This is a genomic window from Sporocytophaga myxococcoides DSM 11118 (assembly GCF_000426725.1).
Taxonomy (GTDB): Bacteria; Bacteroidota; Bacteroidia; order Cytophagales; family Cytophagaceae; genus Sporocytophaga; species Sporocytophaga myxococcoides.
The window spans coordinates 174,549-201,093 of the sequence record NZ_AUFX01000004.1 but is presented as its reverse complement, the minus strand read 5'-3'; the positions used below and the strand labels follow the sequence as shown (position 1 = coordinate 201,093).

Sequence of the window (26,545 nt, the reverse complement as noted above, 5' to 3'; positions counted from 1 at the left end):
GGACGAATTTAACAATTCCCGGAAATTCTATCCTATGAACTTTTTATTCCTGCTGTACTGCTTTTTTTTCTCTTTCTACCTCAAGCTCTTTTATTGAAACCATTTTTACCTGTTCCGTCACAAGAAAATCCTTGCCTGCTTTTTTCATAGTGAAAAGTGCCAGGATCTGATAGATTATAAACGAAGGTATTCCATACAGATTTGACCATATAGCTTTAGGTGCATTGCCGAGATAGAGAACCCATAGGAAATTTAAAACAAATATAAAGCCTCCCGTAAAGACCATGATCGAAAGTTGAGGAAACAATAAAAGATCTATGATAAATAAAAATGCACAGGAGAATACCAGAATAAACAGTGGTGGGGATAAGGTCATAGTACCAAAAAGGAATTTATTGAAAGAGAATCTTTCTATTCCTGAGGCAACCAATTGTAGTGAATATTTAGTGTTTTCAAAATAAGATCTTAGCCATCTGGATCTTTGTCTTACCAATTGATCTGACTTGGAGATTTTTTCATCATAAACAAGAGCATCCTTAGCAAAAGCTATTTGAATGTTATTTCCTACCAGGAAGTTTTGAAGAATTTTATCTTCTGCGATAATGAGACCTTCGCTATTTTCACTAATTCTTGGGGAGGATAGGTATTTTTTAAACAGCTCTGTTTCAATTACCATTCCGGATCCCGCAATATTTGCAGAAGAGTTTAATATGTACGGTACAAGCTTTTGGGTATAGTTAAAATAAAGTTCGCCTGTTGCATCCAGGCAGGCAGTGGTAGAGTCCAGGTTTTTAGCAACCCTCTTTCCCTGAATAGCAGTATAACCAGCGCCCATGTAGTTATTAGCAATTGTAAGAAAGTCAGGGTGCATAAGATTGTCGGCATCCATTACTATCATGGCATCGTGATTCCTCACTGTTTGGCTCATTCCAAAAATAAGGGAACGAACTTTAGATCCTAGCTTTTTATGTGGCTTGCAGATTTTTAGTTTAGGGTTTTCAGTAATCGTTAATACTTGCTCTGCAGAACAGTCATCCGCAATGAGATAAATATGGAATTTGTCATATCCTTGTTCAAGTATTGATTCTATAAGAGGACGTGTAATTAGTAAGTTTTTATAGGCAGTTATGATGATACCGAAATCCTTTTGGTCAGAGCTTTTCTGAAATTTTTTTTCTCTCACTAACAGCGAAAATAGAACTGTAAGAAATGGAAATAGCAGAAAGAATGTAATGAGGCTACTCGCGAAAAGTAAGAAATAGTACAAAGCATGCATCATAAACCCGATTTTTAAAATCTTCTATATAGTATAGTCTTTTGTTGTAAATTATCCATTCAATTTTACTCGTAATGGATTTGAAAAAATGTTTCTGTTAATATCTGTTTGAGAAGGTTTTGTTTGCAGGATATAAATCCTTTCAGATTTGAATTTCTGGATTTCTCCCTCTTCGGTTATTGTAATTTTAACAGATTCTTAAGAAAGATATAATACCTTTTTTGACTTTTTTTTGTGATTGATTTCATTAAATATTCCTCCCCTTTGATTAGATTAATATTCAAAAAAAATCTATTGAAATTACTTATAAAATGTAACAGATCAAAGAGCTGAGGTAAAATTAAAAAAATATTATTTTAATGAAGTGATTGAAATTAAGAATCTTCTCGGAATGTTTTCTGTATATCTGTAATTGTAGGATATAGACTTATACTTTTTTCCGGTAAAATATTTTTATAAGTTTACCATATTCCTTTCTTGGTCGTGTGGCGTTGAAGTAAGTCAAATTCAAAAATATTTATTTTGTTTAATTAAACATTGGAAAATGAAAAACCGCTGTGGATGGACGAAAGATGATCCATTGATGATTGCATATCATGATGAAGAATGGGGAGTGCCTGTTCATGATGATCAGAAACATTTTGAGTTTTTGGTTCTGGATGCTTTTCAGGCAGGGTTGAGCTGGAAAACAGTCCTTTATAAACGCGAAGCATTCCGAAAAGCTTTTGCTGGATTTGATGTAAAGAAAGTTGCAAAAATGACTGATGCCCAACTTGAAAAGCTTTTATTAGATCAATCCATTATTCGTAACCGGCTCAAAATTTTTGGAACCGTTAAAAACGCCAAAGCCTTCCTTGATATACAAAAGGAGTTTGGCTCTTTTGATAAATATATCTGGAGTTTTGTCGGTGATAAAACAATAGTCAATAATCGAAAGAATATCAGCGAAGTCCCTGCTACAAGTAAAGAAAGCGATGCAATGAGTAAAGCATTAAAGAAGAGAGGTTTTACTTTTGTCGGGTCTACTATTTGTTATGCATACATGCAGGCAGCAGGGTTAGTAAATGATCATTTAGAGGGATGTTTCAGATATAAACAGGTTTTGTAAATGTAGTAGCGAATGTATTGATATCATTAATTTACTCCATCTTTCTATTATTTATACTTCTCAAACTTCGTGTTTGATAAGTCTATCTTGCAAAAAACCTTGGCCATTAAGGTTTAAACTGTCATTTTTAACAAAATTCATTTTCCTCAGGTTCTTCTAATAGTCCTTGAATACTATGGATAGAATACTATGGATAGAAATCTTTTAACTAAATTTTTCGCCCTGATAATCGGCTGCTTTTTTGGTGGCTATCCTTCAATGGCTGAAATCAGAGAGATATCCCTAAACGAAAATCCAATTGTAAGTGAAAAGTATATGTTGTTGAAGGTCGATCAGGGAGGGACATTGGATACATCCATGACATTCTGTGATGAGGAGACTGTATCAATAGTGGGTACCAATTTGCCTGCGTTTGCTAAGCTTACTTACAATGGAGGAGGAAATGCATCAGTTTCTCTCACACCACTAATGGAAACCGGGGTATTCGAAAATGTATATATTGTTGCTTCAGATAGCTATGGTGGTAATGATACGATATTTGTTACGATCCTTGTGAATAAGATGCTTTACAGGGTTAATTCCGGAGGTCCTGTTGTCAAAGATCTTCCTATGGAATGGGCTACAGATATGCAGGATGCACCTGCTCCATATCTTGATGCCAACAGTGCAAATTATACTACTGGAAGTAATATGTGGACTGGAACTAACATCACAGGAGCTCCTGATTTGCTTTTCGGTGACAATAGACTAAACCTGCTTGAGAATAAATCTTTAATCATGAAATTCCCGGTTCCCCAAAACGGGAAATATAAAGTCAATCTGTATTTTGCTCAAAAGGTTAATGGTGATGTGACTGGTCCGGATCAGCAGATTTTTCATGTAAAAGTCGAGGATTTAATGGCCCTTGAAAATTTTGACATTTATGCAGAAGCAGGTATGAATGCTATAAAAAAGACTTGTGTAGTTGACGTGAACGACAAGACTTTAAACATTAATTTCTTTAGGAGAAAAGGAAATCCTCAGGTAAATGCTATTGAAATATTTCAAATTGAAGAAGATCCTGTATTCGTTGAAGAAAGCAGCATTGCTGCTGATATGGTTGCAATTCCAAATCCAACTGCAGATAAAGTTCAGATCAGATTTAAAGGATATTTGAATGGAATTGTTACTGTAGCTATATATGATGAAAGAAACAGGATCATTTTTCGAAAGAATATGGCTCTATTGTGCGGAAAGTCTATCAGGCTTAATCTTGAAGAATTAAGCCTTGCATCAGGAGAATATTATGTTCAGGTTTTGACTTCCAATAAGAAATATTTTGCAAGGGTTATGTTGTTGCGGTGATAAACAATATTGGACTAAATGTTTCAAAATTAGAAGAAAAGAGATAGTTAACAATTCCTTAATACTTCAGTAATATTAAGGGAACATCCCGTATTTACTTTTACATGCCATTCAGAAACGGGCATGAACGCAAGCAAAAAATACAGGATACTTATAGTAGATGATGAACCATCCATTGTCGAAATATTGGATTACAACCTCAGGAAAGAAGGTTACCTGACCAAGTCTGCCTGTGATGGTAAAGATGCGATAAATTGTATCAAATCTTTTGCTCCAGATCTGATCTTATTGGATATAATGATGCCAACAATTGATGGCATTGAAACGTGCAGGCAAATCAGAGCCATGGAGGGTACAGAAAATACGCATATTATTTTTTTAACAGCCCGCTCGGAAGAGTATTCAGAAGTAGCAGCATTCGAGGTCGGTGGTAACGATTTTATTACAAAGCCTATTAAGCCTAGAGCTTTATTAAGCAGGATATCAGCAATTTTCAGAAGAGGATTAATAGAAGAAAAAAGCGGGAATATTGTTTCATTCAAAGACATAACAATCAATAAAGAAAGTTATACCGTTTTGAAGAACAATGAGAAGGTTGCACTAACTAAAAAGGAGTTTGAACTACTTTTCTTTTTGTGTTCTCATCCAAATAAAGTTTTTAACAGAGATGATCTGCTCAAGAAAATCTGGGGAGATGACATCTTTGTAGTTTCCAGAACTATAGATGTTCATATTAGAAAGATAAGAGAGAAGATTGGAGAAAACTACATTAATACAATCAAAGGAATCGGATATAAATTTGAAAGCAGTGAATAACTTGCCTGCAAACTTAATGATTTGTTAACCTTTTCTTAACCTGCTTTCCCGGGTCCTTATTGTTATTCAAATAAACAACAGTGGTTATGCATTACAGAACCATCGTAATTTCGGATATACACCTTGGTACTTCGGGCTCCAAGGCAAAAGAGATAACCTCTTTTCTAAAACATAATTCCTGTGACGAACTCATCCTCAATGGTGATATTATTGATGGATGGCAACTAAAAAAGTTCGGAGCATGGAAGAAGCATCACACCAAATTCTTTAAAAGAATACTAAGGGTAATTGAAAAATATGATACAAAAGTCATATACCTGAGGGGAAATCATGACGACTTTCTTGACACCATTATTCCTTTCCGGTTTGGCAACATCTCTGTTCAAAAGGATTACATCATTACTTCCGGAGATAAAAAGTTTTATGTTGTGCACGGTGATGTTTTTGATTCGGTAACTACTAATCTCAAATGGATTGCCAAGCTTGGCGACATCGGTTATACCTTCCTTTTATGGCTCAACCAGCGCTATAACAACTATCGTATGAAAAGAGGCTTACCTTACTACTCCTTATCTCAGGCGGTTAAAAGTAAGGTAAAGAAAGCAGTTTCTTATATATCAGAATTTGAAAATGAAATCATCTGCCTTGCTAAAATCAAGAAATGTGATGGCATTATATGCGGTCATATACATCAGCCTGCTATTAAGAATATTAACGGGACGATCTATATGAACTCAGGAGACTGGGTAGAAAGCCTAAGTGCGCTGGTAGAAGATTTTGATGGCAACTGGAACATAGTTTATTATTCAGATTATAGCTCTGCTGAAGATATTCCAGAAGACGAGGAGGAAGAAGTAACGGACTTATTTGATATGGATATCATTCATTTGAAAGAAGAAATTGAAATCAGAAAAAGAACAATAACCGGTTAAAATTTAAACGTATGAAAACACTATTTAAATTATACAGGAGACTTCAGTCTGTTGTATTACAGTACCGCGTTACTATCCTTTATTTTGCTCTGAAAGGCAGCAAAATGAAAAGGCGATTTTTATTACCTGTATGAGAATATTATATGCTATTCAAGGAACCGGGAACGGCCATTTGAGCCGCGCCCGTGACATTATTCCTATATTACAAAGCAGAGGTGAGTTGGACATACTGGTAAGCGGTATTCAGGCTGATGTATCTCTTCCTTATCCGGTTAAATATAAGTTTCAGGGCTTGAGTTTTATTTTCGGAAAGTCAGGCGGAGTTGATCTTATCAATACATATTTAAAAAATAACAGTAAAAAGTTTTTCTCTGAACTAAGAGAAATTCCAATCGAAAAATATGATGTAGTGATCAATGACTTTGAACCTGTGAGCGCCTGGGCATGTCATCTGAAGAGGAAGCCATGTATCGCTTTAAGTCATCAGTCAGCGGTCCTTTCGCCAAAGGTGCCTAAACCAAGCCATACAGATCATCTGGGGAGTTTTATTCTTAAAAGATATGCCCCTGCCACTCATCATTATGGATTTCATTTTGAAGCTTTTGATGAAAATATATTTACGCCTGTTATAAGAAAAGAAGTAAGAGAAATTGAACCATGTAGTAAAGGTCATTATACAGTATATCTTCCTGCTTACAATGAAGAACGTTTGATCAAAGTGCTTTCCAAGGTAAAAGATGTTAAATGGGAGGTTTTTTCCAAGCATTCCAGAAAGCCTTGGAAAGAAAAAAACCTGAACATTAAGCCTATCAATAATGAGGCATTCATTAAAAGTATGGCTTCATCAGAAGGAGTGCTTTGTGGAGCTGGCTTTGAAACCCCTGCAGAAGCCCTTTACCTTGGGAAGAAACTGATGGTCATTCCTATGAAAAATCAGTATGAACAGCACTACAATGCTGCTGCTCTCATGTCTATGGGAATTCCGGTTATAAAATCTTTAAAGAAAAAGCACCTTGATACTATTGGTCATTGGGTGGGCAAGCAGCGTGGAATCAAGGTCGAGTATCCTGATATTACAGAAAGTATTATTGATAAGGTATTGGAAAATGCCATTTGTTTAAAATAGAACTGCAGGATAAGGTTTGGAAAGAAGAGATTTCGGGGAAGAATTCCGTTGGGGTGTTGCTGTTTCTGCATATCAGATAGAAGGTGCTCACGATGCAGAAGGAAAGGGCCATTCTATATGGGATATCTTTACCAATAAAAGCGGTAATGTCCTTAATGAACATACAGGAAACACAGCCTGTGACTTTTACAATCGCTACAATCAGGATGTAAACCTGTTGAAGTTATTAAATATACCCAATTTCAGATTTTCATTATCGTGGCCAAGGATCCTTCCTTCAGGGCATTTTTATGTGAACAGAAAAGGAATTGACTACTATGATAGATTAATTGACTGCTGCCTGACTCAAGGAATAGAACCTTGGGTGACTTTATACCATTGGGATCTTCCTCATGAACTGGAATTGATGGGTGGATGGACTAACAGAGATATTTTGTATTGGTTTGGCGATTATGCTGAATTATGTGCAAAGCATTTTGGTGATAGAGTTAAAAAGTGGATGGTATTGAATGAGCCAATGGTATTTACCGGTGCTGGTTATTTCCTTGGCATTCATGCTCCTGGCAAAAGGGGAATGAAAAACTTTATTCCGGCTATGCACCATGCTACTCTGGCGATGGGTGAAGGAGGAAGGAGATTGAGAGAGTTTGTTAAGGATGCAGAGATTGGTACAACATTTTCATGTTCTCATATAGAACCAATGTCTGAAAGGGATAAAGATGTTAAAGCTGCAGTCCGTGTAGATGCTTTATTGAATCGTCTATATATAGAGCCAATTCTTGGCCTCGGCTATCCGCAGGAACTGCGAAAGCCTTTGCTGAATGTAGAAAAGTATATAAAGGCTGATGACGAAAGTAATATGCCATTTGATTTTGATTTCATCGGTATACAGAATTATACACGGGAAATTGTTAAATACTCCTGGTGGACTCCTTATCTGCAGGCAAGTATTGTTGGAGCTAAAGAGAGAAAGGTCCCACATACATTAATGAAATGGGAGGTTTATCCTGAAGCTATTTATCACGTGCTTAAAAAATTTCAGGCTTATCCAAATATTAAAAAGCTAATGGTGACGGAAAATGGGGCTGCGTTTAATGATGTTGTATTTGATGGTAAGGTTCTGGATTCTCAGCGACTTCAATTTATACAGGATAATATCAGACAAGTGCTGAGAGCAAAGAATGAAGGAGTAAACGTCGAAGGTTATTTTATCTGGACACTGACAGATAATTTTGAGTGGGCGGAAGGTTTTTATCCCAGATTTGGAATAGTGCATGTCGACTTTGATACTCAAGAACGGACTATTAAGGAATCTGGCCTTTGGTATAGAGATTTTTTGTCAGATAGTAATTGATTGAAATTCAATGTGGAAAAATCCAATGTTAAGAAATTGTTAAATGTGTATTATGTAATTGTAATGCCAGTGTTAAGCTTGGGTTAACACTGTTTTAGAGGGTGGTTAAGGTCAATTTTTATTTCAAAATTTGTTTCGATTTAATTAGCCACCATAAAATTATGAACAAGAAGTTAAGTGCCCTTTTTTTTATTTTGTTATTTGCCCCATTTGTTTTATTTGCTCAGAACGCATCTGATTCATCTGCATACAAACAGGAAAAGCCTGTAGAAGTAAAGGAAGTCAAGAAGAAATGGTATGAAACACTTTCATTAAGAGGATATACTCAAATTCGTTATAATAGATTGCTGGAGACTAACGGTCAGCTAAAGTGTGATCAATGTGACAGATCTATAGGAGATGGTGGAGGATTGTTTTTTAGAAGAGCACGTCTTACTTTATTTGGAGACGTCCATCCAAGAGTTTACATGTACATTCAGACTGACCTTGCAACGAATGCCTTAATAAGCGGACCAGCATCTTCTGTAACGGGAATGGGTTTCGTTCAGCTTAGAGATCTTTATGGTGACATATATCTTAACGATTCCAAATCATTAAGAACCAGAATTGGGCTGAGTAAAATTCCATATGGGTTTGATAATATCCAGTCAAGCCAGAACAGGATAGCGCTGGATCGTTCAGATGCGATCAACAGCGGTATGTACAATGAGCGGGATATGGCAGTATTATTATACTTTACCCCTCCAAAAATCAGAGAAAGATATAAACATCTTGTTTCTTCGGGTTTAAAAGGATCAGGAGATTATGGAGTATTAGGTTTCGGAATCTTTAATGGTCAAACTACAAACAGATTGGATTATGGTAATGCTCAGCATGTAGTAGCCAGGGCGTCCTATCCTTTTCAGCTTAAGTCTGGTCAATATATTGAAGCAGGTGTAAGTGGTTTTACCGGATATTTTAATACAAAGGAAATTAAAAATGCCGATGTACTATCGCCAACAAATATTCAGGAGCAGAGAATCGATGGATTTTTGGTTGTTTATCCACAGCCTATAGGTTTTCAAATGGAGTACAACTGGGGAATGGGGCCAAGATTTACAAATAATAATGGAGTCTTTTCAGTACAAAGAAAACCTCTTGACGGAGGATATGCTCAGGTGATGTTCTTGCAAAAGGTTAAGAAAATGACTTTTATACCGTATGTGAGAGCTCAATATTATAACGGGGGAAAGAAAATTGAACAGGATGCAAGAAGTTATATAGTTAAAGAACTTGAGTTCGGATTGGAATACCAGATTAATTCAGCTTTGGAATTTACGGCAGCTTATATGATGTCTGACCGCAGATTTGAAGATTCTAAAAAGCCGGTCAATCATCAAAAAGGAAACCTTTTGAGACTTCAATTACAGTTTAACTACTAACAAAACCGCTCAAGTTATCCACATCTCATTTCTAAAGACTTTATTGTCAGGAAATAATTTTTTGGTACTTGGAGATTTAAAAAGCTTAACAATTTCTTAACATTCGAATATTTAAAATTGTCTAATTTGCTATCAATTATGAAAAAAGTCATTTTTAGTGGGGCCGTTATATTTTCGGTATTTGCTACATCTTTTTTTGGATGTGGTCCTAAAAAAGGTCCTGAAGAAAAGGGGGAATCAAAGCTTTCCGGTACTGTTGAGATCGACGGATCAAGCACAGTTTATCCTATTACGGAAGCTACAGCAGAAGAATACAGGGTTGAAAATCCTGATGTTAAAGTAACAATCGGAGTATCAGGAACCGGTGGAGGTTTTAAGAAATTTGTACGTTCGGAAATTGATATTGCAGAAGCTTCAAGACCAATTAAAAAATCTGAAGACAGTGTCAGTGCAGCAGCTAAAATTGAATACATAGAATTACCAATAGCTTATGATGGATTGGCAGTAGTGGTTAATCCTCAGAATACTTGGGTAGATTATCTTACAGTTGAAGAGCTGAAGAAAATCTGGGAGCCTGAGGCACAAGGCAAAATAGTAAAATGGAATCAAATCAGACCTAGCTGGCCGAATGAAGAAATTCACCTTTTCGGAGCAGGTCACGAGTCAGGTACATTTGACTATTTCACTGAAGCAATAGTTGGGAAATCCAAGGCAAGCAGAGGAGATTATACTGCTAGTGAAGATGACAATGTTCTTGTTCAGGGGATTTCAACAGATAAATTTGCATTGGGATATTTCGGTTTGGCTTATTTTACAGAAAATAAAGACAAGCTAAAGCTGATTTCTATTGATGATAAGAAAGATGAGAATGGAAAAGGTCCTGTGCTTGCGTCTGATGAGACCGTAAAGAACGGAACTTATCAACCTTTATCAAGACCTTTATTTATATATGTAAATAAAAAGTCAGCAGAGGCAAACCCATCTTTGGATAGCTTTGTAAACTTTTATATTGATAATGCCGAAGTATTGGTGCCGGATGCAAAATATATTCCTTTGAGTAAAGCAGTATATGAATTGGTGAAGAAGAGATTCAAAGAGAAAAAGGCAGGTTCCGTATTCTTAAATAAGGAATCAACAGTTGGAGTAAAACTTGAAGAAGTTCTGAAATAATCAGAACTTCTTAATTATTATAATGAAACTTAGAGAAACAATTATTGAAAAACTCCTGTTGGCCTGCAGTCTGCTGACAATATTCACGACTGTCGGTATTATAGGAGTTTTAATTTTTGAAACCATTGGGTTTTTCAAAGAAGTTAGTCTGATTGAGTTTTTAACAGACACAGAGTGGACTCCACTTTTCAGCAATAAAAGGTTCGGGATTTTGCCACTATTGACAGGCACTTTGCTCACCACGTTTATTGCGACTATTGTAGCAGTTCCTCTGGGACTAACAATAGCTGTTTATCTAAGTGAATATTCCCACAAAACAGTCAGGAATCTTGTAAAACCTATGTTGGAGATTCTTGCCGCAGTTCCTACTGTAGTGTATGGATACTTTGCTCTGGTATTTGTAACTCCAATGTTTCAGAAGATAATTCCCTCACTGGCAGGTTTTAATGCTTTATCTCCCGGTATTGTGATGGGAATAATGATTTTGCCTCTGGTTTCTTCATTGAGCGAAGATGCACTATTTGCAGTACCAAAATCACTAAGAGAAGGATCATTTGCGCTCGGAGCTACTAAGTTTCAAACATCCTGGAAGGTTATAGTTCCTTCAGCATTTTCAGGTATCTCGGTATCCATTATATTAGCAGTTTCCAGAGCAATCGGAGAAACGATGATTGTGGCTATTGCTGCAGGTCAGCAACCTCGTCTTACTTTGGATCCAACAGTTCCTATCGAGACCATGACTACTTATATCGTTCAGGTTAGTTTGGGTGATGTGCCACATGACAGTGTTGAATATAGGACAATTTTTGCTGTCGGTATGACCTTATTCGTGGTCACACTTATTTTAAATAATATCAGCTTTTGGCTTAAGAAAAAATTTCAGAAACATCATAGATAGGCAATGGGCAAAAAGGGAAAAGGTAAGATTAAGAAGAGGCTTAAGTATTTCAGCAATACAAGAGTATATGAATACCAGGATCAGGTATTCAAGTATTTTGGCCTTTGCTGCACGCTCCTTGGTGTTGTAGTGCTAATGTTATTGTTAGGTGATGTTTTATACAGAGGACTTAGCCGCCTTGATTGGGATTTTATCATGGGGCTTCCCAGCAGAAGGGCTGCAAAAGCAGGTATATTTACGGCTTGGGTAGGTACACTTTGGATCATGGTTCTTACCGCGGTGATAGCATTTCCTATTGGAATATCTGCAGGACTGTATCTGGAAGAGTATAATAAGAGAAGCAGACTTTCAAATATTATAGAAATCAATATAGCAAACCTTGCCGGGGTGCCATCTATTATCTATGGTTTACTTGGTTTAGAGCTTTTTGCCCGTGCCTTGAAGCTGGGAGAAAGCGTTCTGACTGGGGCACTGACTTTATCTTTGTTGATTCTGCCAATTATAATTGTGTCAACAAGAGAAGCATTAAAAGCAGTTCCTTATTCAATCAGGGAAGGTTCTTATGCTTTGGGAGCTTCAAAATGGCAAACCATCTGGTATCAGGTATTACCGGCAGCAGTTTCAGGAATATTCACTGGTGTGATCCTTTCTCTTTCAAGAGCAATTGGAGAAACCGCTCCGCTAATTGTAATTGGAGCGTTGACCTTTGTACCTTTCGTTCCCGAAAGTGTCATGGACTCATTTACTGTGTTGCCAATACAGATATTTAACTGGGTCAGCAGACCACAGAAAGAATTTTCTGAAAATGCAGCTGCAGCCATTATCATTTTATTAAGTATAACATTCATTATGAATGGAATTGCCGTTTATATCAGACATAAATGGCAGAAAAAAGTAAAGTGGTAAAATTATTGTTTGAAAGAATTTCTTTGGAATATAAATCATGAAAATTGAAGCCAAGAACGTCCACGTTTATTACGGTTCTGACCATGTTTTGAAAGGGGTTACTCTTTCTATCAAGAAGAACACCGTGACTGCGTTGATCGGGCCTTCCGGATGCGGAAAGTCCACGTTCCTCAGATGTTTCAACAGGATGAACGACCTGATTGAGAATGCCCGTGTAGAAGGGGAGATAATGATTGAAGGAGTTGATATTTATCACCCTAAAATCAATGTGAATGAGTTGAGAAAGACCGTAGGTATGGTGTTTCAAAAGCCTAATCCATTCCCTAAGTCTATTTTCGAAAATGTTGCTTATGGCCTCAGAGTTAATGGAGTTAAGGACCAAGCACTTATTGATGAGAAAGTTGAGTCCTCATTAAGAGGCGCTGCACTTTGGGATGAGGTAAAAGATAAACTAAAAAAATCTGCCTTGGCACTTTCAGGTGGTCAGCAGCAGAGACTTTGTATTGCAAGAGCACTTGCTGTAGAACCTTCAGTGCTGTTGATGGATGAACCTGCTTCTGCACTTGATCCGATTTCTTCAATAAAAATAGAGGAATTGATTTACAGTTTGAAGGCTAACTATACCATATTAATAGTAACTCACAATATGCAACAGGCATCGAGAACCAGTGACAAAACTGCGTTCTTCTATATGGGCGACCTTATAGAGTATGATGATACCAGAACCCTGTTTACAAATCCTAAAAAAGAAAGAACTCAGAATTACATAACTGGACGTTTCGGTTAATCAAAAATTAATTTTTAACGTTATATACACCCAAAAGAGCAACAATGAATCTATTAGAAACCGAACTCGGCGAATTAAAAAGCGAACTTATAGATATGACCTATCTTGTGAGAGGTCAGCTGGACAAGGCTATTTCATCTTTTTATAGTTTTGATAAAGATCTTGCCAAAGAAGTAATCAAAAACGAGAAGCGGGTAAATGGTAGTGAGCTTAAAATAGATGCTAAAGGAGAACACATTCTGGCTCTGTTTAATCCTGTTGCAATAGATTTAAGATTTGTCGTGGCATCTCTTAAAATGGTTTCGGATCTTGAGAGAATAGGTGATAATGCCAAAGGAATTGCTCAATATGTTATCAAGTGCGAAAATTCTTATGATGCGGATCTTATAGAAAAGATCAGATTCAAAGAGATGACAGATACTGCACTTGAAATGCTGTCTATACTAAGTGAGTCTTTTGAAACAGACAATACCAAACTTGCAAGAACTTTATTTACCAAAGATGAGCGCATGGATGAGATAAATCTGAGCGCAAATCAGATTATGACTGATTATCTAAAAAATCAGACAGATCCTGATAAGATTTTGCAGGCAATTTATTTTCTTACAATAATCAGGAAAATGGAAAGAGTTGGGGATTATGTGACGAATATTGCTGAGGAAATTATATTCTATGTAAAGGCCAAAGTGTTAAGGCATAAGAGAAAATCTCTGAAGATTTCTGATTCAGATTCAGACAGCGACTCTGACTCTAATTAATTTTTCCAAAATAAATTTTAAGACCCTCATTTTTGTCACAATAAAAATGAGGGTCTTTTGTTTTATCTTTGAATATGCGATATCAAGTAATTATTTTTTTCATTTTTATCTTCTCAAAAGTAGCAGCGCAGAGTGATGGGGTTTTAAAGCTGTATACGCCAGAGACATACAAGAGTACAATTTCCGGGAATTGGTATTTTGAATCAGGTACTTTTGTTTATTTAGAAAGTAATTTTGCCTATCAGGACGGTTTTTATATCAGAGACTTTTCGCCCTTCAATAATTTAAATTATGTAGATGCTCGCCTCGGAGTTCAATTCCAGATTTCTGATAAGTGGTCAGGAGGTTTAAGCCAAAAATTAGCCAAAAAAGAGGTGAATGGTCTGTCTTATACTGAATTTAATTTAGTTCATCAGGGTAAGATAAAAAGTCTGGATTTTCTCAAACAAGCATCTTTAGAATATAAGAAGCATTTGAGCACCAACTTAAATGATTTAGGTATATTGTCTTTGTTTGGAGGACTTCATAAGGGATTCAAAGTAAAAAGCCGGCAACTAGGAGTTATGGTCTCTTACAGGGCTTTTAAAATTAAAGAGTTAGGAGGGGATGAGTATTCTATCTATAAAAAAAGGTTTATCAATAAAACTATTTTAAGGGTAGATGCTTACATTGAAGCTTTTAAAGGTATTTACGTAGGACTATTTGCATTAAGAGATACGGAATACTATCCTACTATGAATGCTGGACCAAACGACAGACTAAATCTTGTTACTCCGACGTACGGTGTAAGTTTGAATTTTGTAATAAATGGAAAGAACAGACTAAATGCGCTTCCTGGTATGCTTCCGTTATAAATTGTTGATTCCTTTTTTTAACATAAGGTTTAATAAAAAGTTATTAACTTACTAACGGATATTTTTGTCAATTTCATGGAAAATGCCTTTTTAAAGTTTCTCAAGTTGGACGGATTATTTGATAATATAAAAGGATACGTTGATAAACGTATACAGCTTTTTAAGCTGGAAATGATGGAAAAAGCATCTAACATAGTTGCTTCTCTATCAATTCTTTTTTTGCTTGCATTTATGTTTTTAATGATGCTATTGTTCTTTAGTCTCGCACTGGGAAGTTATTTGAATCATTTGCTGGATAGCACTTACATGGGCTATGTGGTCATGACTGTATTCTTTTTTCTTGTGGTAATAATACTGGCATCAAATATTACTAAAGGTTTTTTACACCGGAAAATCCGGGATTTATTGTTACATATTCTCACCAAAAAATAATCCATGAAGAGTCCACAATATATTTTAGAGGATGTCCATAGGCAAAGGGAGATTTTGCTTAAGGAAACTGATTTTCATAAGGAAGAAATGGACAAGAAAATTTCTTCTATGACTACAGACGCAAAAAAAATCGGTATGGGGCTTCTGCTGGTTGGAGGCGCATTTGCTGTCGCATATCTTGTTACCAGAGGTATTTTTTCATCCAAGAAGCCAAAAGTTGTAAGGCAGTCTGGAAATGGAGTTACCGAAGTGGTACTCAGAGAGCCTAGAAGAGAATCTGATATTGTAAGGATGATTAAAGATCAGATAACTCTATTTCTCATGTCCATCGTAAAAGAGAAGCTAAACGCTTATCTTAAAGGTATAGAAATTAAAAAATGACTTTTTTGTATCAAGACCTAATCGAAAAGAAAAAAAAGGGATTAAAATCGTTTGCAGTTCTTTTGGATCCAGACAAGATCGGAGATGAGCAATGTCTCAGTATTGTCAGATCAGCAGAGGAGGATGGTGTAGATTATTTTTTCATTGGTGGAAGTCTTATGACTAATGGGGATATGGAGAGGACCATTAGTATTATAAAAAATCAAAGTTCAATACCTGTTATAATATTCCCTGGTAGTAATCTTCAGATTTACCCTAATGCGGATGCCATTTTGTTGTTAAGCCTTATTTCAGGAAGAAATCCTGAGTACCTTATTGGTCAGCATGTGGTGGCGGCTCCTTTACTTAAAAGGTCTGGCTTGGAGGTGATATCGGCAGGATATATGCTCATAGATTGTGGTAAGCCGACGACAGTTTCTTATATCAGTAACACAACTCCAATCCCCTATGATAAACCGGAAATAGCTTCTTGTACTGCGATCGCAGGGGAGATGTTGGGTTTAAAGTTGATTTATCTTGAAGGTGGCAGCGGAGCTCTGAGATCAATAAGTGAAGAAATGGTGGAACAAGTTGTTCAAAATGTTAGTCTTCCTGTCATTGTGGGAGGAGGTATTAGGGATGCTGAAACTGCCTTTAATATAATGAAATCTGGAGCTGATGTAATAGTTGTAGGTAATGCAATCGAAAAGAATCCTGGATTGTTGGGTAAAATAGCTGCTAAGAAAAGAGAAATAAATAGCTTGCAGGCAAAAAAATCATTGGAACAACAATAGGGTTAAAATAAAAAAGTCGCTTGTTAACAAGCGACTTTTTTATTTTTTATATGTTCATGAGAGACTCTCTCCTTCTCATTTTTCCTGCTGGAATTCCAAACATCATTTTAAACCTTCTGCAAAAATAAGCGGTGTCTTTGTATCCTACTTCTCTTCCTATTTCACGAATGCTCTTTTTAGAAGTTCTTAGCAGGTTTACTGCCATCTCCATTCTCTGATATTCTATATAATCCTGAGGATTGATCCCTGTAAGCATTTTGAAGTATTGTCCTACATAGTCTTCGGAAACGTTAGCCACGTTAGCCAGAACTTTATTAGAAAGGTCTCCTCCAAGATGTTTTTTAATGAATGCAAAAATATCGATAAGACGAGGATCTTTGAAATAGGTGCTATTGGTTGCGAGCTGCTCAACAAACAATCTTTTCTCAAGGATGTATCTGATAATTTCAACTACAACACGTTCAGTATTTAGCTTTATAACTCTTTCTTTCCCTGGGTTATTAGAAAGATCCTCTTTTATAGTCTCAATGATATATTCAGCAAGTTTCGGTTGATTGCTGATGATAAATGCAGGAATATCAAGGGAGGCAAAAAAGTTAACAGAATCGAATACCTTAGCTTCAAAAGTAATATAGCTGAAAGAATCTTCATCTTGTCCAATAATATTTTTGTCAGTTAATGAACTGAAGAATTTATCCCTGTTGTTCAGCAAATCTTCATTAGTCAACTTCATCGGGTTGAACTTTCCGTAGGTTACAGAAGTTAGTCGGCCTCCAGGTATAAATAGAAGGTCACCCTCGTTGACTTTTTGTTTCTCTTCTCCAAAAGAAATTTCTCCTTTATGAAGCAGGTAAATAGTATTGCCTACATCATAGAAGTTTTCTACTGTAAGAGATTGAAGAATTTTAATATTCTTCGATTTTATAAATCGAACACCCAGGGATTCGATGATTTTGTTATAATCTTCCATTACCTGATTCCTGTTTTTATTTGTAAAAAAATATGAAAAAAATATAATTCCTTATTTTTTCAAATTTGTACAAATCTAATATATAAAAAAAAGAATATCAAATAATTTTATCAATAATTAATGTTGAATAATATTTTATCAATATTGAAAAATTAAAAATTATAGTTAAAATATTAATTTTTTAATAAATCTCTGGATATTACAATTTTCTGAATTTCTGAGGTACCCTCATATATCTGAGTGATTTTTGCATCTCTCATAAGTCGTTCAACATGAAATTCTTTTACAAAACCATATCCTCCATGAATCTGGACGGCCTCTACTGTTGTATACATTGCAACTTCGGATGCATAAAGTTTGGCCATTGCTGCAGCCTTTGTATAATCCTGGCCCTGATCTTTCAAATAAGCAGCTTTGAAGCAAAGTAATCTTGCCGCATCTATCTTGGTAGCCATTTCAGCAAGTTTAAATTGAATTGCCTGGTGTTGAAATATTTCTTTTCCGAATGATTTTCTTTCCTGTGAATATTTCAGGGAAAATTCCAATGCTCCTGATGCAATTCCCAATGCCTGAGATGCAATTCCAATTCTACCTCCGTTAAGGGTTTTCATCGCGAAATTAAAGCCAAATCCATTTTCACCTATCCTGTTCTCTTTTGGTACTTTTACGTTATTAAACATCAGGGAATGTGTGTCTGATCCTCTGATTCCCAGTTTGTTTTCTTTTTTTCCAACTTCAAACCCCGGCATTCCTTTTTCTACAATCAATGCGTTGATTCCCTTGTGACCTTTTTCTCTGTCTGTCTGAGCTATGACGAGGTAAACAGATGCAGAGCTCCCATTAGTTATCCAGTTTTTAGTTCCGTTCAAAAGATAATAATCACCCTTATCTTCTGCTGTGGTCCTTTGAGATGTAGCATCTGATCCTGCTTCGGGCTCTGAAAGACAAAATGCTCCTATGATTTCTCCTTTGGCAAGTGGAACAAGGTACTTCTGTTTTTGCGCTTCGGTTCCGAATTTTTCCAATCCCCAGCAAACCAATGAGTTATTTACTGACATACATACTGAAACAGAGGCATCGATTTTCGATATTTCTTCCATTGCCAGCACATAAGAAATTGCATCCATCCCACTTCCTCCGTATTTTGGATCTACCATCATACCCATAAAGCCCAATTCCGCCAGTTTTTTTATCTGTTCCGCAGGAAATTTCTGATGTTCGTCTCGTTCAATTACGCCAGGTAAAAGTTCTGTCTGGGCAAAATCCCTTGCTGCTTGCTGTACTGCTTTTTGCTCTTCGGTCAACTGAAAATCCATACTTTATCTTGTTAAGGTGTAAGTTTCGATAAACTCAAAATGATTATTATCCATTGAAAAATCTGTTAATCATTGTAATCAACTATTTTAATAATAAATTCTAATGAATTGATTAACAATGATGTAATTTTTTAACGATTCATCCCGGTTAAATAACGGAATTTAAATGAATTGGATTAAACTTTGAATAAAAAATAAAAGCGATTCATTAATGAATCGCTTTTAAGAGTTTTATTGATTTGCCTTCTGTTTAATCGTTTCTTCTGCCGCCCATAAAGATGCTAAGGAAATACAGGAGCTGTGCCATTGCCCCTGCAGCAGCAACTACATAAGTCATGGCGGCCCACCATAGTGCGTCTTTCGCCATTTCATGCTCTCTGGTGGTAACTATTCCGGATTTTTCTGTCCAGGCTAATGCTCTTCTACTTGCATCAAATTCTACAGGAAGAGTTATTAGCGCAAAAAGTGTTAGAACGAGGTTACATCCGATAATAATCAACAAGACATATGGAAGTACTCCTATCCCCTGAGCCAAGACTCCGCCGACCACAAGAACCAACATGATAATGTTCAGAATTCTTGCACTTACATTTTGAACAGGAACCAGAGTTGATCTTAGTTTCAGCATACTGTAAGCAGTAGCGTGCTGAACAGCATGTCCGCATTCATGGGTGGCAACTGCTACAGCAGCGGCATTTCTCCCATAATATACATCATGACTAAGGTTTACAGTTTTATCAGATGGGTTATAATGGTCAGTTAATTCTCCTTCTACAGAGATAACTTTTACATCATATATTCCATTTCCCCTAAGCATTTGCTGGGCAGCCTCCTGACCGCTAACGCCTGACTGCAAGGGTATTTGGGAATATTGATTGAATTTACTTTTAAGACGCGCACTTACCAGCCAACTTGCCAGCATAGTGACAATAGCAATAACATATAACATCGTAGATTACGGATTTTTTTACTTGTTATGAGTTTTGATCTTTCCAATAATACCGGTGGTAGAAAAGCCATCAACTAAACTGATGGTTTTTACTTCACCTCCGTGTTTCATAACAATATCCGCACCAACAATATTCTCAATTTTATAATCATCTCCTTTGACCAAAATGTCAGGAATTACATGACTTATTAGTTCAAAAGGAGTGTCTTCGTCGAACAAAATGACAGCATCTACAAATTGCAATGCAGCAAGTATGCGAGCTCTGGCATATTCCGGATTTACAGGCCTTTCCGGACCTTTTAATTTTTTTACGGAAGCATCTGTATTTACTCCAACAATGAGTCTGTCTCCAAGTGACCTGGATTTTTCCAGATAATCGGCATGGCCAAGGTGAAGGATGTCAAAGCAGCCATTGGTAAAAACTACTTTTTCCCCACGTTCTTTCCATGATTTTACTTCCGGAATAATGCTATCCCAGGTTTGAATTTTATCTGAGGTCATCAATTTGTGTTTTTCTTGATAGGAAAAGTGTAATTATTACGGCAGCTCCTCCTACTATAATTACAGCTAAAGTCTGGGAGGTGTGTATTACAACTGCGAATGCTAATCCGTCTAATTTGCTTAAATGATAAAATCCCTCGAGTGCGGAGCTTACAAATTCATGGAAAGCTCCAAAACCGCCCTGAACAGGAGCTGACATGCCTAGTCCTCCTACGACTAATAATACTAAACCGGCAGCTGGACTAAGAGAGGAGGTGGCATCAAGGGAAAAGAATACCAGGTATGTCATAAAATAATAGCATACCCATATAAAGATTGTATGAAAAATGAATTCATTTTTTCTTTTTAACTTCCTTACACTGAAAACACCTTCCAGTACTCCTTTAATAAATGACAGTATTTTCTTATAAATACTAAGATTTTTAATTTTTTCTCGAAAAATTACAAACATAAAGACGCAAAGCCCCAAAATAGCGCTTCCCCAGAGTAAAGGATTGGAGATAAGACTTGCCTCAGCTGTAGGGGTTGTTTTATTAAATACCTTTTCCGAAAAAAATGTAGTTAACCTGTTAAATTCAAGTATCAGAGATAGGCCGATAAGAACGATAAGGCAAATGAAGTCAAAAGCTCTCTCTGCTACCACCGTGCCGAACGCTTTGTCAATAGGCACATTATCCGTTCTGTTTAATACCGCGCATCTGGAAATTTCCCCCATTCTTGGAAGAAAGAGGTTGGCGAAATATCCAACCATAACAGCCACAAAGGTTCTATGTGTTTTTGGCTTATATCCCATTGGTTCCATTAGAAGATTCCATCTTCTGGCTCTTGAAAGGTGACTAAGAAGATTAATGGAGACACCAAGAATTACCCAGGAAAGCCTTGCTTGTTTAACTTTGTCTATCATTTCAGCAACATTGACTGTGCTAAGCACATAGAAAACAAGTGCAACAGCTATAGCCAGTGTAAAACTGTACTTAATTATATTTTTAACAAGTGGAGACATGAAAATTAAATAAGTTTATTGTTCTGGTCCGGAAATATAACGGTAGGCTTCCAGATTTTAGCGTCTTCGAAATCCATGCCGGCATAAGAAATTACGATTATAATATCGCCGACCTGCACTCTTCTGGCTGCGGGACCGTTAAGACAGATCACTCCACTTCCTCTCGGGCCCGTTATTACATATGTTTCAAAGCGCTCACCATTATTGATATTTACAATCTGAACTTTTTCATTTTCAATAATATTAGCGGCATTCATCAGATCTTCATCTATGGTAATAGATCCTACATAATGTAGTTCTGCCTGCGTAACCTTTACTCTATGAATTTTTGATTTTAATACTTGAATTTGCATTTCGCTAAAAAGAAGGTATTGATAATTTGATTGTAAACTTAAATTAAGATGTTGTCAATAAGGCGAACTCCGTCAAGGTAGGCAGCGACACATATCGCAATTCCTTTGTGCTCTTTAACATCCTTTATGGGCATTAAAGTTTCACTATCAGTAATTTCGAAATATTCGAGTTTTATCTCTTTTATATTTTTATAAAAATCTCGGATTTTGGCCTTGGTGTTTTCAACAGTAGAGTTTTCCAGTAATTTGGCGGCTAATAGAAGAGACTCGTTTAGCTTTGCTGCTATTGGCCTGCCTTTTGGAGTAAGACGTTGATTTCTTGAAGACATTGCCAACCCGTCTTTTTCCCTAATAACCGGGCAAGATCTCAACTCTATTGGGAAACTGAGATCCTTTACCATTTGCTTTATTATTAGATATTGTTGCAAATCTTTCTGACCGAAGTAACTGACATCTGGCTGAACAATATGAAATAATTTAGCCACAACTATGGCAACTCCATTGAAGTGCCCTGGTCTGAATTTTCCTTCCATAACCAGTTCCAGAGAACCGAAGTCAATTTTTATCCTTGGTTCTTCAGTGTACATTGTCTCGGCAGAAGGCATAAATACAAGATCACATCCTGCATTTTCTAACATTTTAAAATCTTCTTCCTGATTTTTTGGATATAAAATGAAGTCTTGTGCGTTATTAAACTGGATTGGATTTACAAAAATGCTGCAAATGGAAAAATCATTTTCTTTCTTGGAGCATTCTATAAGGGAAATATGTCCTTGGTGAAGTGCGCCCATGGTAGGGACGAAACCGATACTTTTAAATTCCGGTTTTCTTCTTTTAATGTATTTAATTAGTTCAGATGGTTCCTTAATTATTTCCATATCTCGATATAAACAAAATAAAATTGGGCAAAATAAGCAGTTAATACTATAAATTCCTTGAAAATTGAGAAAAAATTTTGTAATTTCGTGGGCCCGTAAACTATTTAGTTTGATTTTAACCAAATCTCTCGCAAAATATGTCTAGACTTCGAATTCTTTATGTTGCAGCCGAAATAAATCCATTCTTACAGGTAACTGAGGTAGCGGATTTTGTTAGGAAGCTGCCACAAGCAATGCAGGAAAAGGGGATGGAAATTAGGATTTTAATTCCTAGATTTGGAGTAATTAATGAACGTAAAAACAGATTGCATGAGGTTGTAAGGTTATCCGGAATCAACATCGCAGTCGGCGATGAGGAGAAGCCTCTAATCATCAAAGTTGCCTCAATCCCTAATGCAAAACTTCAAGTTTATTTTATTGATAATGAAGATTATTTCCAAAGAAAACATGTCTTCGTTGATAAAGAAAATAAATTCTACCCTGATAATGACGAAAGAGCTATTTTCTTTTGTAAAGGCGTTCTCGAAACTGTAAAAAAACTTGGCTGGTCTCCTGACATCATCCACTGTAATGATTGGATGACAAGTTTAATTCCTCTTTACCTCAAAACAAGATACAAACAAGATCCGGTATTTAAGGCTACAAAATCTGTATTTACAATTTATAATAATTCGTTCAATTATAAGTTTGATAAAGATCTGCTGGAAAAAGTTAAAATGCTCGATATTGAGGATAAAATGCTCTCCCATTTGAAATCTGCTGATTTCGAAGGTTTTGTAAAAATGGGAATCGAATATGCTGACGCAGTTTTAAAGGCTGAAGAGTCTTATAGCGAAAGCCTGAATAAACTTTTTGACAGCTTCGAAAAAGAGAAGAAAATTAATGTTTTGGAGGAAGACGACAATTTTGAAAGCTACTATAATTTTTATAATGAACTTATTAACTAAAAAATCAGGGCTGCTGTTTCTGCTGGCAGCCCTTGTTATTTTTTCCTGTAAAAAAGAACCATCAAGGATAGGAAATAGCTTACAGCCTCCTGATATACAGACAGACTTAAGTTTTACTGATTCATTAAAGGCTCAGACCAGCACGGTTTTAGTCAATGATTCAATAGTTACTTCTAGAATAGTTACTTTGAATATTTTATCGAATTCTGTATTGACTAATGTATATGGTCTGGTCGGACAATCAAAAGATCCGGTTTTTGGGAGGATTACTAGCAAAACTTTTGGACAGCTGAAATATAATATTAAAGGAAGTTTCAGTTTTGGAGACAATCCTGTTTTAGATAGCGCTGTATTTACTTTGCTGCCCGCTGGCTATTACGGAGATACTCTTCCTGCCAATCAGGTAGATCAGTCTATTTCCGTTTACCAATTGACCGGAAGTTTAGACACTGGTATAGTATATAAAGCGACTTCTCCTGAAATTCCATATGATGTAAGTAAAAAACTAGCAACATTTAACTTCCCGGCTAACCAAACAGTGCCTGCATCCATTTCTGTTAAGCTTACAAATGAAGATTTTGCTAAAGGAATAATAGCAAATGGAATTACTTCAGACTCTGCTTTGTTAGTGTACTGCAAAGGAGTTGCCCTGGTTGCGGAAAATAAAGACGCTGTAGTCAGGAGATTTTATTTGTTTTCAGGTAGTGGAATGAAGATTTATTATCATAATGATAAAACCTACTCTTCAGTAACATTAAATTTAAGCTATAATAATCCGAAATTTTATACTATTGAAGCCGACAGGTCAGGAACTCCTTTGGCAGGATTAGGTAATCAAAGTTATGGAACAGAGATTACGGGAAACTTGTCATATGTCCAGGCTGGTACAGGTGTCATGACAAAGCTTTCTTTCCCCGGACTTGAAAATTTCCTGAAAGAAATGAAGGATGGAGAACAAATTATTATTAATAAAGCAGAAATTGTAATAAAGGCTGATCAGAATTATAAATTTGGTTATCCGGTTAATCGAATAAATTTATACCAGACAGGAGAAAACGGTAAGATGTTAAAGATTAACAATGCTTCTGCTGCCGTTCAGGCAAATGGGTATTACCTGTTTGGAACAGAAAATCCTAGTACTGCAAATTATGATTATACGAATAATCTTTACAAGTTTTCTATAGGATCATATTTGCAGGCTGTAGCAGATAAGAAAATAGTATTGAGGCCATTTTTGGTAGGTGCTACAGAGACTATTTTAAAATATAGTGATTACTCAGTTGAAAATGGACCACTAAATTTTTATAGCCTTGATAGATCTGTTTTGAAAAACGATACTTCAGTAGAGGCCGACAGAATAAAATTGAACATATATTATACGATCGTAAAGTAAAATTAAGTTAGAGTAAAAATCGATCTGTTAATTTAAACCCCATTGAATTAAGATGTGTGGAATTGTTGCTTACGTTGGAAATAAAGAAGCTTCTCCGATTTTAATAAAGGGTCTTAAAAGACTTGAATATAGAGGCTATGATAGCGCAGGTATTGCTCTTTTAAACGGAGATTTAAATGTTTATAAGAAAAAAGGTAAAGTAAGCGAGCTTGAAGAATACCTTAAGGACCAAATAATTGATAGTAATATAGGTATAGGACACACTCGCTGGGCAACTCACGGGGTTCCTAATGATGTGAACGCCCACCCTCACTTTTCTTCCAAAAAAGATCTTGCCATCATTCATAATGGCATCATTGAAAATTATGCATCACTTAAAAAGGATCTTGAACAAAGAGGCCATGTGTTTTTGAGTGAAACAGATTCAGAGGTTTTTATCCATTTTATTGAAGACATCAGAGATAATAATCAGTGTTCTCTTGAAGAGGCAGTGAGGCTTGCTCTTACCAAAGTAGTTGGTGCCTATGCAATCGTCATTATTTCAAAAGATGATCCGAATCAATTGATAGCAGCAAGAAAAGGTAGTCCTTTGGTTATTGGTCTCGGACAAGGGGAATTCTTTATTGCTTCTGATGCATCTCCTATCATTGAATATACTAATGAGGTTGTTTATCTTAATGATCTTGAAATTGCTGTAATTAAAGATGGTCGTTTAAACATAAAGACTATTGAGGATGTTCAGACGACTCCTTATATTCATAGACTTGATCTTGAACTGGACCAGATTGAAAAAGGCGGTTATGAGCATTTTATGCTTAAGGAAATATTCGAGCAGCCTAAGTCTATCAAAGACTGTTTGAGAGGTAGAGTGATTTCTGAACAAGGTCACTTAGCCTTGGGGGGAATAAGACAGTATCTCAATAAACTAGTTAATGCAGACAGAATTATCATTCTTGGATGCGGAACTTCATGGCATGCAGGACTGGTCGCTGAGTATATTTTCGAAGAATTTGCACGCATACCTGTAGAAGTAGAATATGCATCCGAATTCAGATATCGCAATCCTATCATAAAAGAAGGGGATGTTGTAATTGCAATTTCTCAAAGTGGAGAAACTGCTGATACTCTTGCAGCTATTGAACTTGCCAAGTCTAAAGGTGCAATTATATTTGGAGTTTGTAATGTGGTGGGTTCTTCAATTGCGAGAGCTTCTCATGAAGGAGCATATTTGCATGCTGGTCCTGAAATCGGTGTTGCCAGTACAAAAGCATTTACAGCTCAGGTTACAGTGCTTACAATGATGGCTATTATTGTTGGCCATAGAAGAGGTACTATCAAAGAGAGTCTGTTTCGTCAGCTTTTGGTTGATTTGGAGAATCTTCCAGCAAAAGTTGAAAAGGCACTGAAGACTAACGATCAGATCAAATACATCTCATCAATATTTAAAGATGCAAGTAACTTCCTTTATCTTGGAAGAGGGGCTAATTTCCCTGTTGCATTGGAAGGGGCGCTTAAGCTGAAGGAAATTTCATATATTCATGCAGAAGGATATCCCGCTGCAGAAATGAAACATGGCCCTATTGCGCTAATTGATGAAGAAATGCCTGTGATGGTTATTGCTACAAAAGATCAGACTTATGAAAAAATTGTAAGCAATATTCAGGAGGTTCGGGCGAGAAAAGGTAAAGTAATAGCTATTGTAACAGAAGGGGATAAGCAAATTGAGGCTATGGCAGATTTTGTGATTGAAGTTCCTGGAACACATGAGTTTTTGATGCCTATCGTATCTGTAGTTCCGTTACAACTTTTATCCTATCATATTGCAGTAATGAGAGGTTGTAATGTGGATCAGCCAAGAAACCTCGCGAAATCGGTAACTGTAGAATAAAAATATTTAGA

The 26,545-nt window shown here is 36.3% G+C and carries 27 protein-coding genes; 19 read left to right on the top strand and 8 right to left on the bottom strand.

Annotation, left to right across the window (positions count from 1 at the left end; translation table 11 throughout):
• Positions 1-43 precede the first annotated feature (43 nt).
• Positions 44-1,279 carry a glycosyltransferase gene (locus K350_RS0103735; protein ID WP_081670882.1) on the bottom strand — a complete coding sequence of 412 codons (1,236 nt, stop codon included), beginning with the start codon at positions 1,277-1,279 and terminating at the stop codon, positions 44-46.
• A 541-nt stretch (positions 1,280-1,820) separates the two neighbouring features.
• Here K350_RS0103735 and K350_RS0103730 point away from each other — a divergent pair.
• The 16 genes from K350_RS0103730 (at position 1,821) to K350_RS0103655 (ending at position 16,336) form a co-directional block, all read left to right on the top strand.
• Positions 1,821-2,384 (top strand): DNA-3-methyladenine glycosylase I, encoded by a 564-nt coding sequence (locus tag K350_RS0103730; RefSeq protein ID WP_028978753.1) that lies wholly within the window; start codon positions 1,821-1,823, stop codon positions 2,382-2,384.
• A gap of 189 nt (positions 2,385-2,573) precedes the next feature.
• Positions 2,574-3,728 (top strand): malectin domain-containing carbohydrate-binding protein, encoded by a 1,155-nt coding sequence (locus K350_RS0103725; protein ID WP_028978752.1) that lies wholly within the window; start codon positions 2,574-2,576, stop codon positions 3,726-3,728.
• A gap of 123 nt (positions 3,729-3,851) precedes the next feature.
• Entirely contained in the window at positions 3,852-4,544 is a 693-nt protein-coding gene (locus tag K350_RS0103720; RefSeq protein ID WP_028978751.1) for a response regulator transcription factor, read from the top strand.
• 86 nt (positions 4,545-4,630) lie between these two features.
• On the top strand, positions 4,631-5,476 hold the full coding sequence (locus tag K350_RS27280; protein ID WP_051312845.1) for a UDP-2,3-diacylglucosamine diphosphatase: 846 nt from the start codon (positions 4,631-4,633) through the stop codon (positions 5,474-5,476).
• Between the two features lie 130 nt (positions 5,477-5,606).
• Positions 5,607-6,602: a glycosyltransferase family protein gene (locus tag K350_RS0103710; protein ID WP_028978750.1), complete on the top strand. Its 996-nt coding sequence runs from the start codon at positions 5,607-5,609 to the stop codon at positions 6,600-6,602.
• Positions 6,603-6,618: 16 nt separating this feature from the next.
• Positions 6,619-7,956, top strand: coding sequence for a GH1 family beta-glucosidase (locus K350_RS0103705; protein ID WP_028978749.1), 1,338 nt, complete (start codon positions 6,619-6,621; stop codon positions 7,954-7,956).
• Positions 7,957-8,117: 161 nt separating this feature from the next.
• A complete protein-coding gene (locus K350_RS0103700; RefSeq protein ID WP_028978748.1) occupies positions 8,118-9,377 on the top strand; it encodes a porin in 1,260 nt (419 codons plus the stop codon).
• 138 nt (positions 9,378-9,515) lie between these two features.
• Positions 9,516-10,547, top strand: coding sequence for a PstS family phosphate ABC transporter substrate-binding protein (locus K350_RS0103695; RefSeq protein WP_028978747.1), 1,032 nt, complete (start codon positions 9,516-9,518; stop codon positions 10,545-10,547).
• A gap of 22 nt (positions 10,548-10,569) precedes the next feature.
• Positions 10,570-11,445 carry a phosphate ABC transporter permease subunit PstC gene (gene pstC, locus K350_RS0103690; RefSeq protein WP_028978746.1) on the top strand — a complete coding sequence of 292 codons (876 nt, stop codon included), beginning with the start codon at positions 10,570-10,572 and terminating at the stop codon, positions 11,443-11,445.
• 3 nt (positions 11,446-11,448) lie between these two features.
• Positions 11,449-12,351, top strand: a complete 903-nt coding sequence (gene pstA / locus K350_RS0103685) for a phosphate ABC transporter permease PstA (protein ID WP_081670881.1) — start codon at positions 11,449-11,451, stop codon at positions 12,349-12,351.
• Between the two features lie 37 nt (positions 12,352-12,388).
• Positions 12,389-13,138, top strand: a complete 750-nt coding sequence (gene pstB, locus K350_RS0103680) for a phosphate ABC transporter ATP-binding protein PstB (protein WP_028978744.1) — start codon at positions 12,389-12,391, stop codon at positions 13,136-13,138.
• A gap of 44 nt (positions 13,139-13,182) precedes the next feature.
• The gene (gene phoU, locus K350_RS27275; protein ID WP_051312844.1) at positions 13,183-13,896 is read left to right on the top strand and encodes a phosphate signaling complex protein PhoU; all 714 of its coding nucleotides are present in this window, start codon (positions 13,183-13,185) and stop codon (positions 13,894-13,896) included.
• Between the two features lie 74 nt (positions 13,897-13,970).
• The gene (locus K350_RS0103670) at positions 13,971-14,750 is read left to right on the top strand and encodes a hypothetical protein (protein ID WP_028978743.1); all 780 of its coding nucleotides are present in this window, start codon (positions 13,971-13,973) and stop codon (positions 14,748-14,750) included.
• Between the two features lie 105 nt (positions 14,751-14,855).
• On the top strand, positions 14,856-15,182 hold the full coding sequence (locus tag K350_RS0103665) for a phage holin family protein (RefSeq protein ID WP_162144130.1): 327 nt from the start codon (positions 14,856-14,858) through the stop codon (positions 15,180-15,182).
• Between the two features lie 3 nt (positions 15,183-15,185).
• Positions 15,186-15,563, top strand: a complete 378-nt coding sequence (locus K350_RS0103660; protein ID WP_028978741.1) for a hypothetical protein — start codon at positions 15,186-15,188, stop codon at positions 15,561-15,563.
• A complete protein-coding gene (locus tag K350_RS0103655) occupies positions 15,560-16,336 on the top strand; it encodes a phosphoglycerol geranylgeranyltransferase (protein WP_028978740.1) in 777 nt (258 codons plus the stop codon). Before K350_RS0103660 ends, K350_RS0103655 begins: the two co-directional genes overlap by 4 nt.
• Before the next feature lie 46 nt (positions 16,337-16,382).
• Here the strand turns inward: K350_RS0103655 and K350_RS0103650 are convergent, their stop codons facing one another.
• From K350_RS0103650 to panC, 7 genes are all read right to left on the bottom strand, one after another.
• Positions 16,383-17,306, bottom strand: a complete 924-nt coding sequence (locus tag K350_RS0103650; RefSeq protein ID WP_028978739.1) for a helix-turn-helix domain-containing protein — start codon at positions 17,304-17,306, stop codon at positions 16,383-16,385.
• Positions 17,307-17,479: 173 nt separating this feature from the next.
• Positions 17,480-18,622, bottom strand: a complete 1,143-nt coding sequence (locus K350_RS0103645) for an acyl-CoA dehydrogenase (protein WP_028978738.1) — start codon at positions 18,620-18,622, stop codon at positions 17,480-17,482.
• Between the two features lie 250 nt (positions 18,623-18,872).
• Positions 18,873-19,571 (bottom strand): zinc metallopeptidase, encoded by a 699-nt coding sequence (locus K350_RS0103640; protein ID WP_028978737.1) that lies wholly within the window; start codon positions 19,569-19,571, stop codon positions 18,873-18,875.
• Positions 19,572-19,589: 18 nt separating this feature from the next.
• Positions 19,590-20,072, bottom strand: coding sequence for a D-glycero-beta-D-manno-heptose 1-phosphate adenylyltransferase (gene rfaE2, locus K350_RS0103635; protein ID WP_051312843.1), 483 nt, complete (start codon positions 20,070-20,072; stop codon positions 19,590-19,592).
• On the bottom strand, positions 20,059-21,075 hold the full coding sequence (locus K350_RS0103630; protein WP_028978735.1) for a lysylphosphatidylglycerol synthase transmembrane domain-containing protein: 1,017 nt from the start codon (positions 21,073-21,075) through the stop codon (positions 20,059-20,061). Before K350_RS0103630 ends, rfaE2 begins: the two co-directional genes overlap by 14 nt.
• Positions 21,076-21,080: 5 nt before the next feature.
• Positions 21,081-21,428 (bottom strand): aspartate 1-decarboxylase, encoded by a 348-nt coding sequence (panD, locus tag K350_RS0103625; RefSeq protein ID WP_028978734.1) that lies wholly within the window; start codon positions 21,426-21,428, stop codon positions 21,081-21,083.
• A 38-nt stretch (positions 21,429-21,466) separates the two neighbouring features.
• Positions 21,467-22,306, bottom strand: a complete 840-nt coding sequence (gene panC, locus K350_RS0103620) for a pantoate--beta-alanine ligase (RefSeq protein WP_028978733.1) — start codon at positions 22,304-22,306, stop codon at positions 21,467-21,469.
• A 137-nt stretch (positions 22,307-22,443) separates the two neighbouring features.
• On the opposite strand from panC, the gene K350_RS0103615 reads away from it, so the two are divergent.
• Genes K350_RS0103615 through glmS form a run of 3 tightly spaced genes read left to right on the top strand, consistent with a single transcriptional unit; the run spans position 22,444 to position 26,534 of the window.
• Positions 22,444-23,253 carry a glycogen/starch synthase gene (locus K350_RS0103615; protein WP_028978732.1) on the top strand — a complete coding sequence of 270 codons (810 nt, stop codon included), beginning with the start codon at positions 22,444-22,446 and terminating at the stop codon, positions 23,251-23,253.
• Positions 23,237-24,646: a DUF4270 family protein gene (locus K350_RS0103610; protein WP_028978731.1), complete on the top strand. Its 1,410-nt coding sequence runs from the start codon at positions 23,237-23,239 to the stop codon at positions 24,644-24,646. The genes K350_RS0103615 and K350_RS0103610 overlap by 17 nt, the downstream gene beginning before the upstream one ends.
• A gap of 52 nt (positions 24,647-24,698) precedes the next feature.
• Entirely contained in the window at positions 24,699-26,534 is a 1,836-nt protein-coding gene (glmS, locus tag K350_RS0103605) for a glutamine--fructose-6-phosphate transaminase (isomerizing) (RefSeq protein ID WP_028978730.1), read from the top strand.
• Positions 26,535-26,545 lie beyond the last annotated feature (11 nt).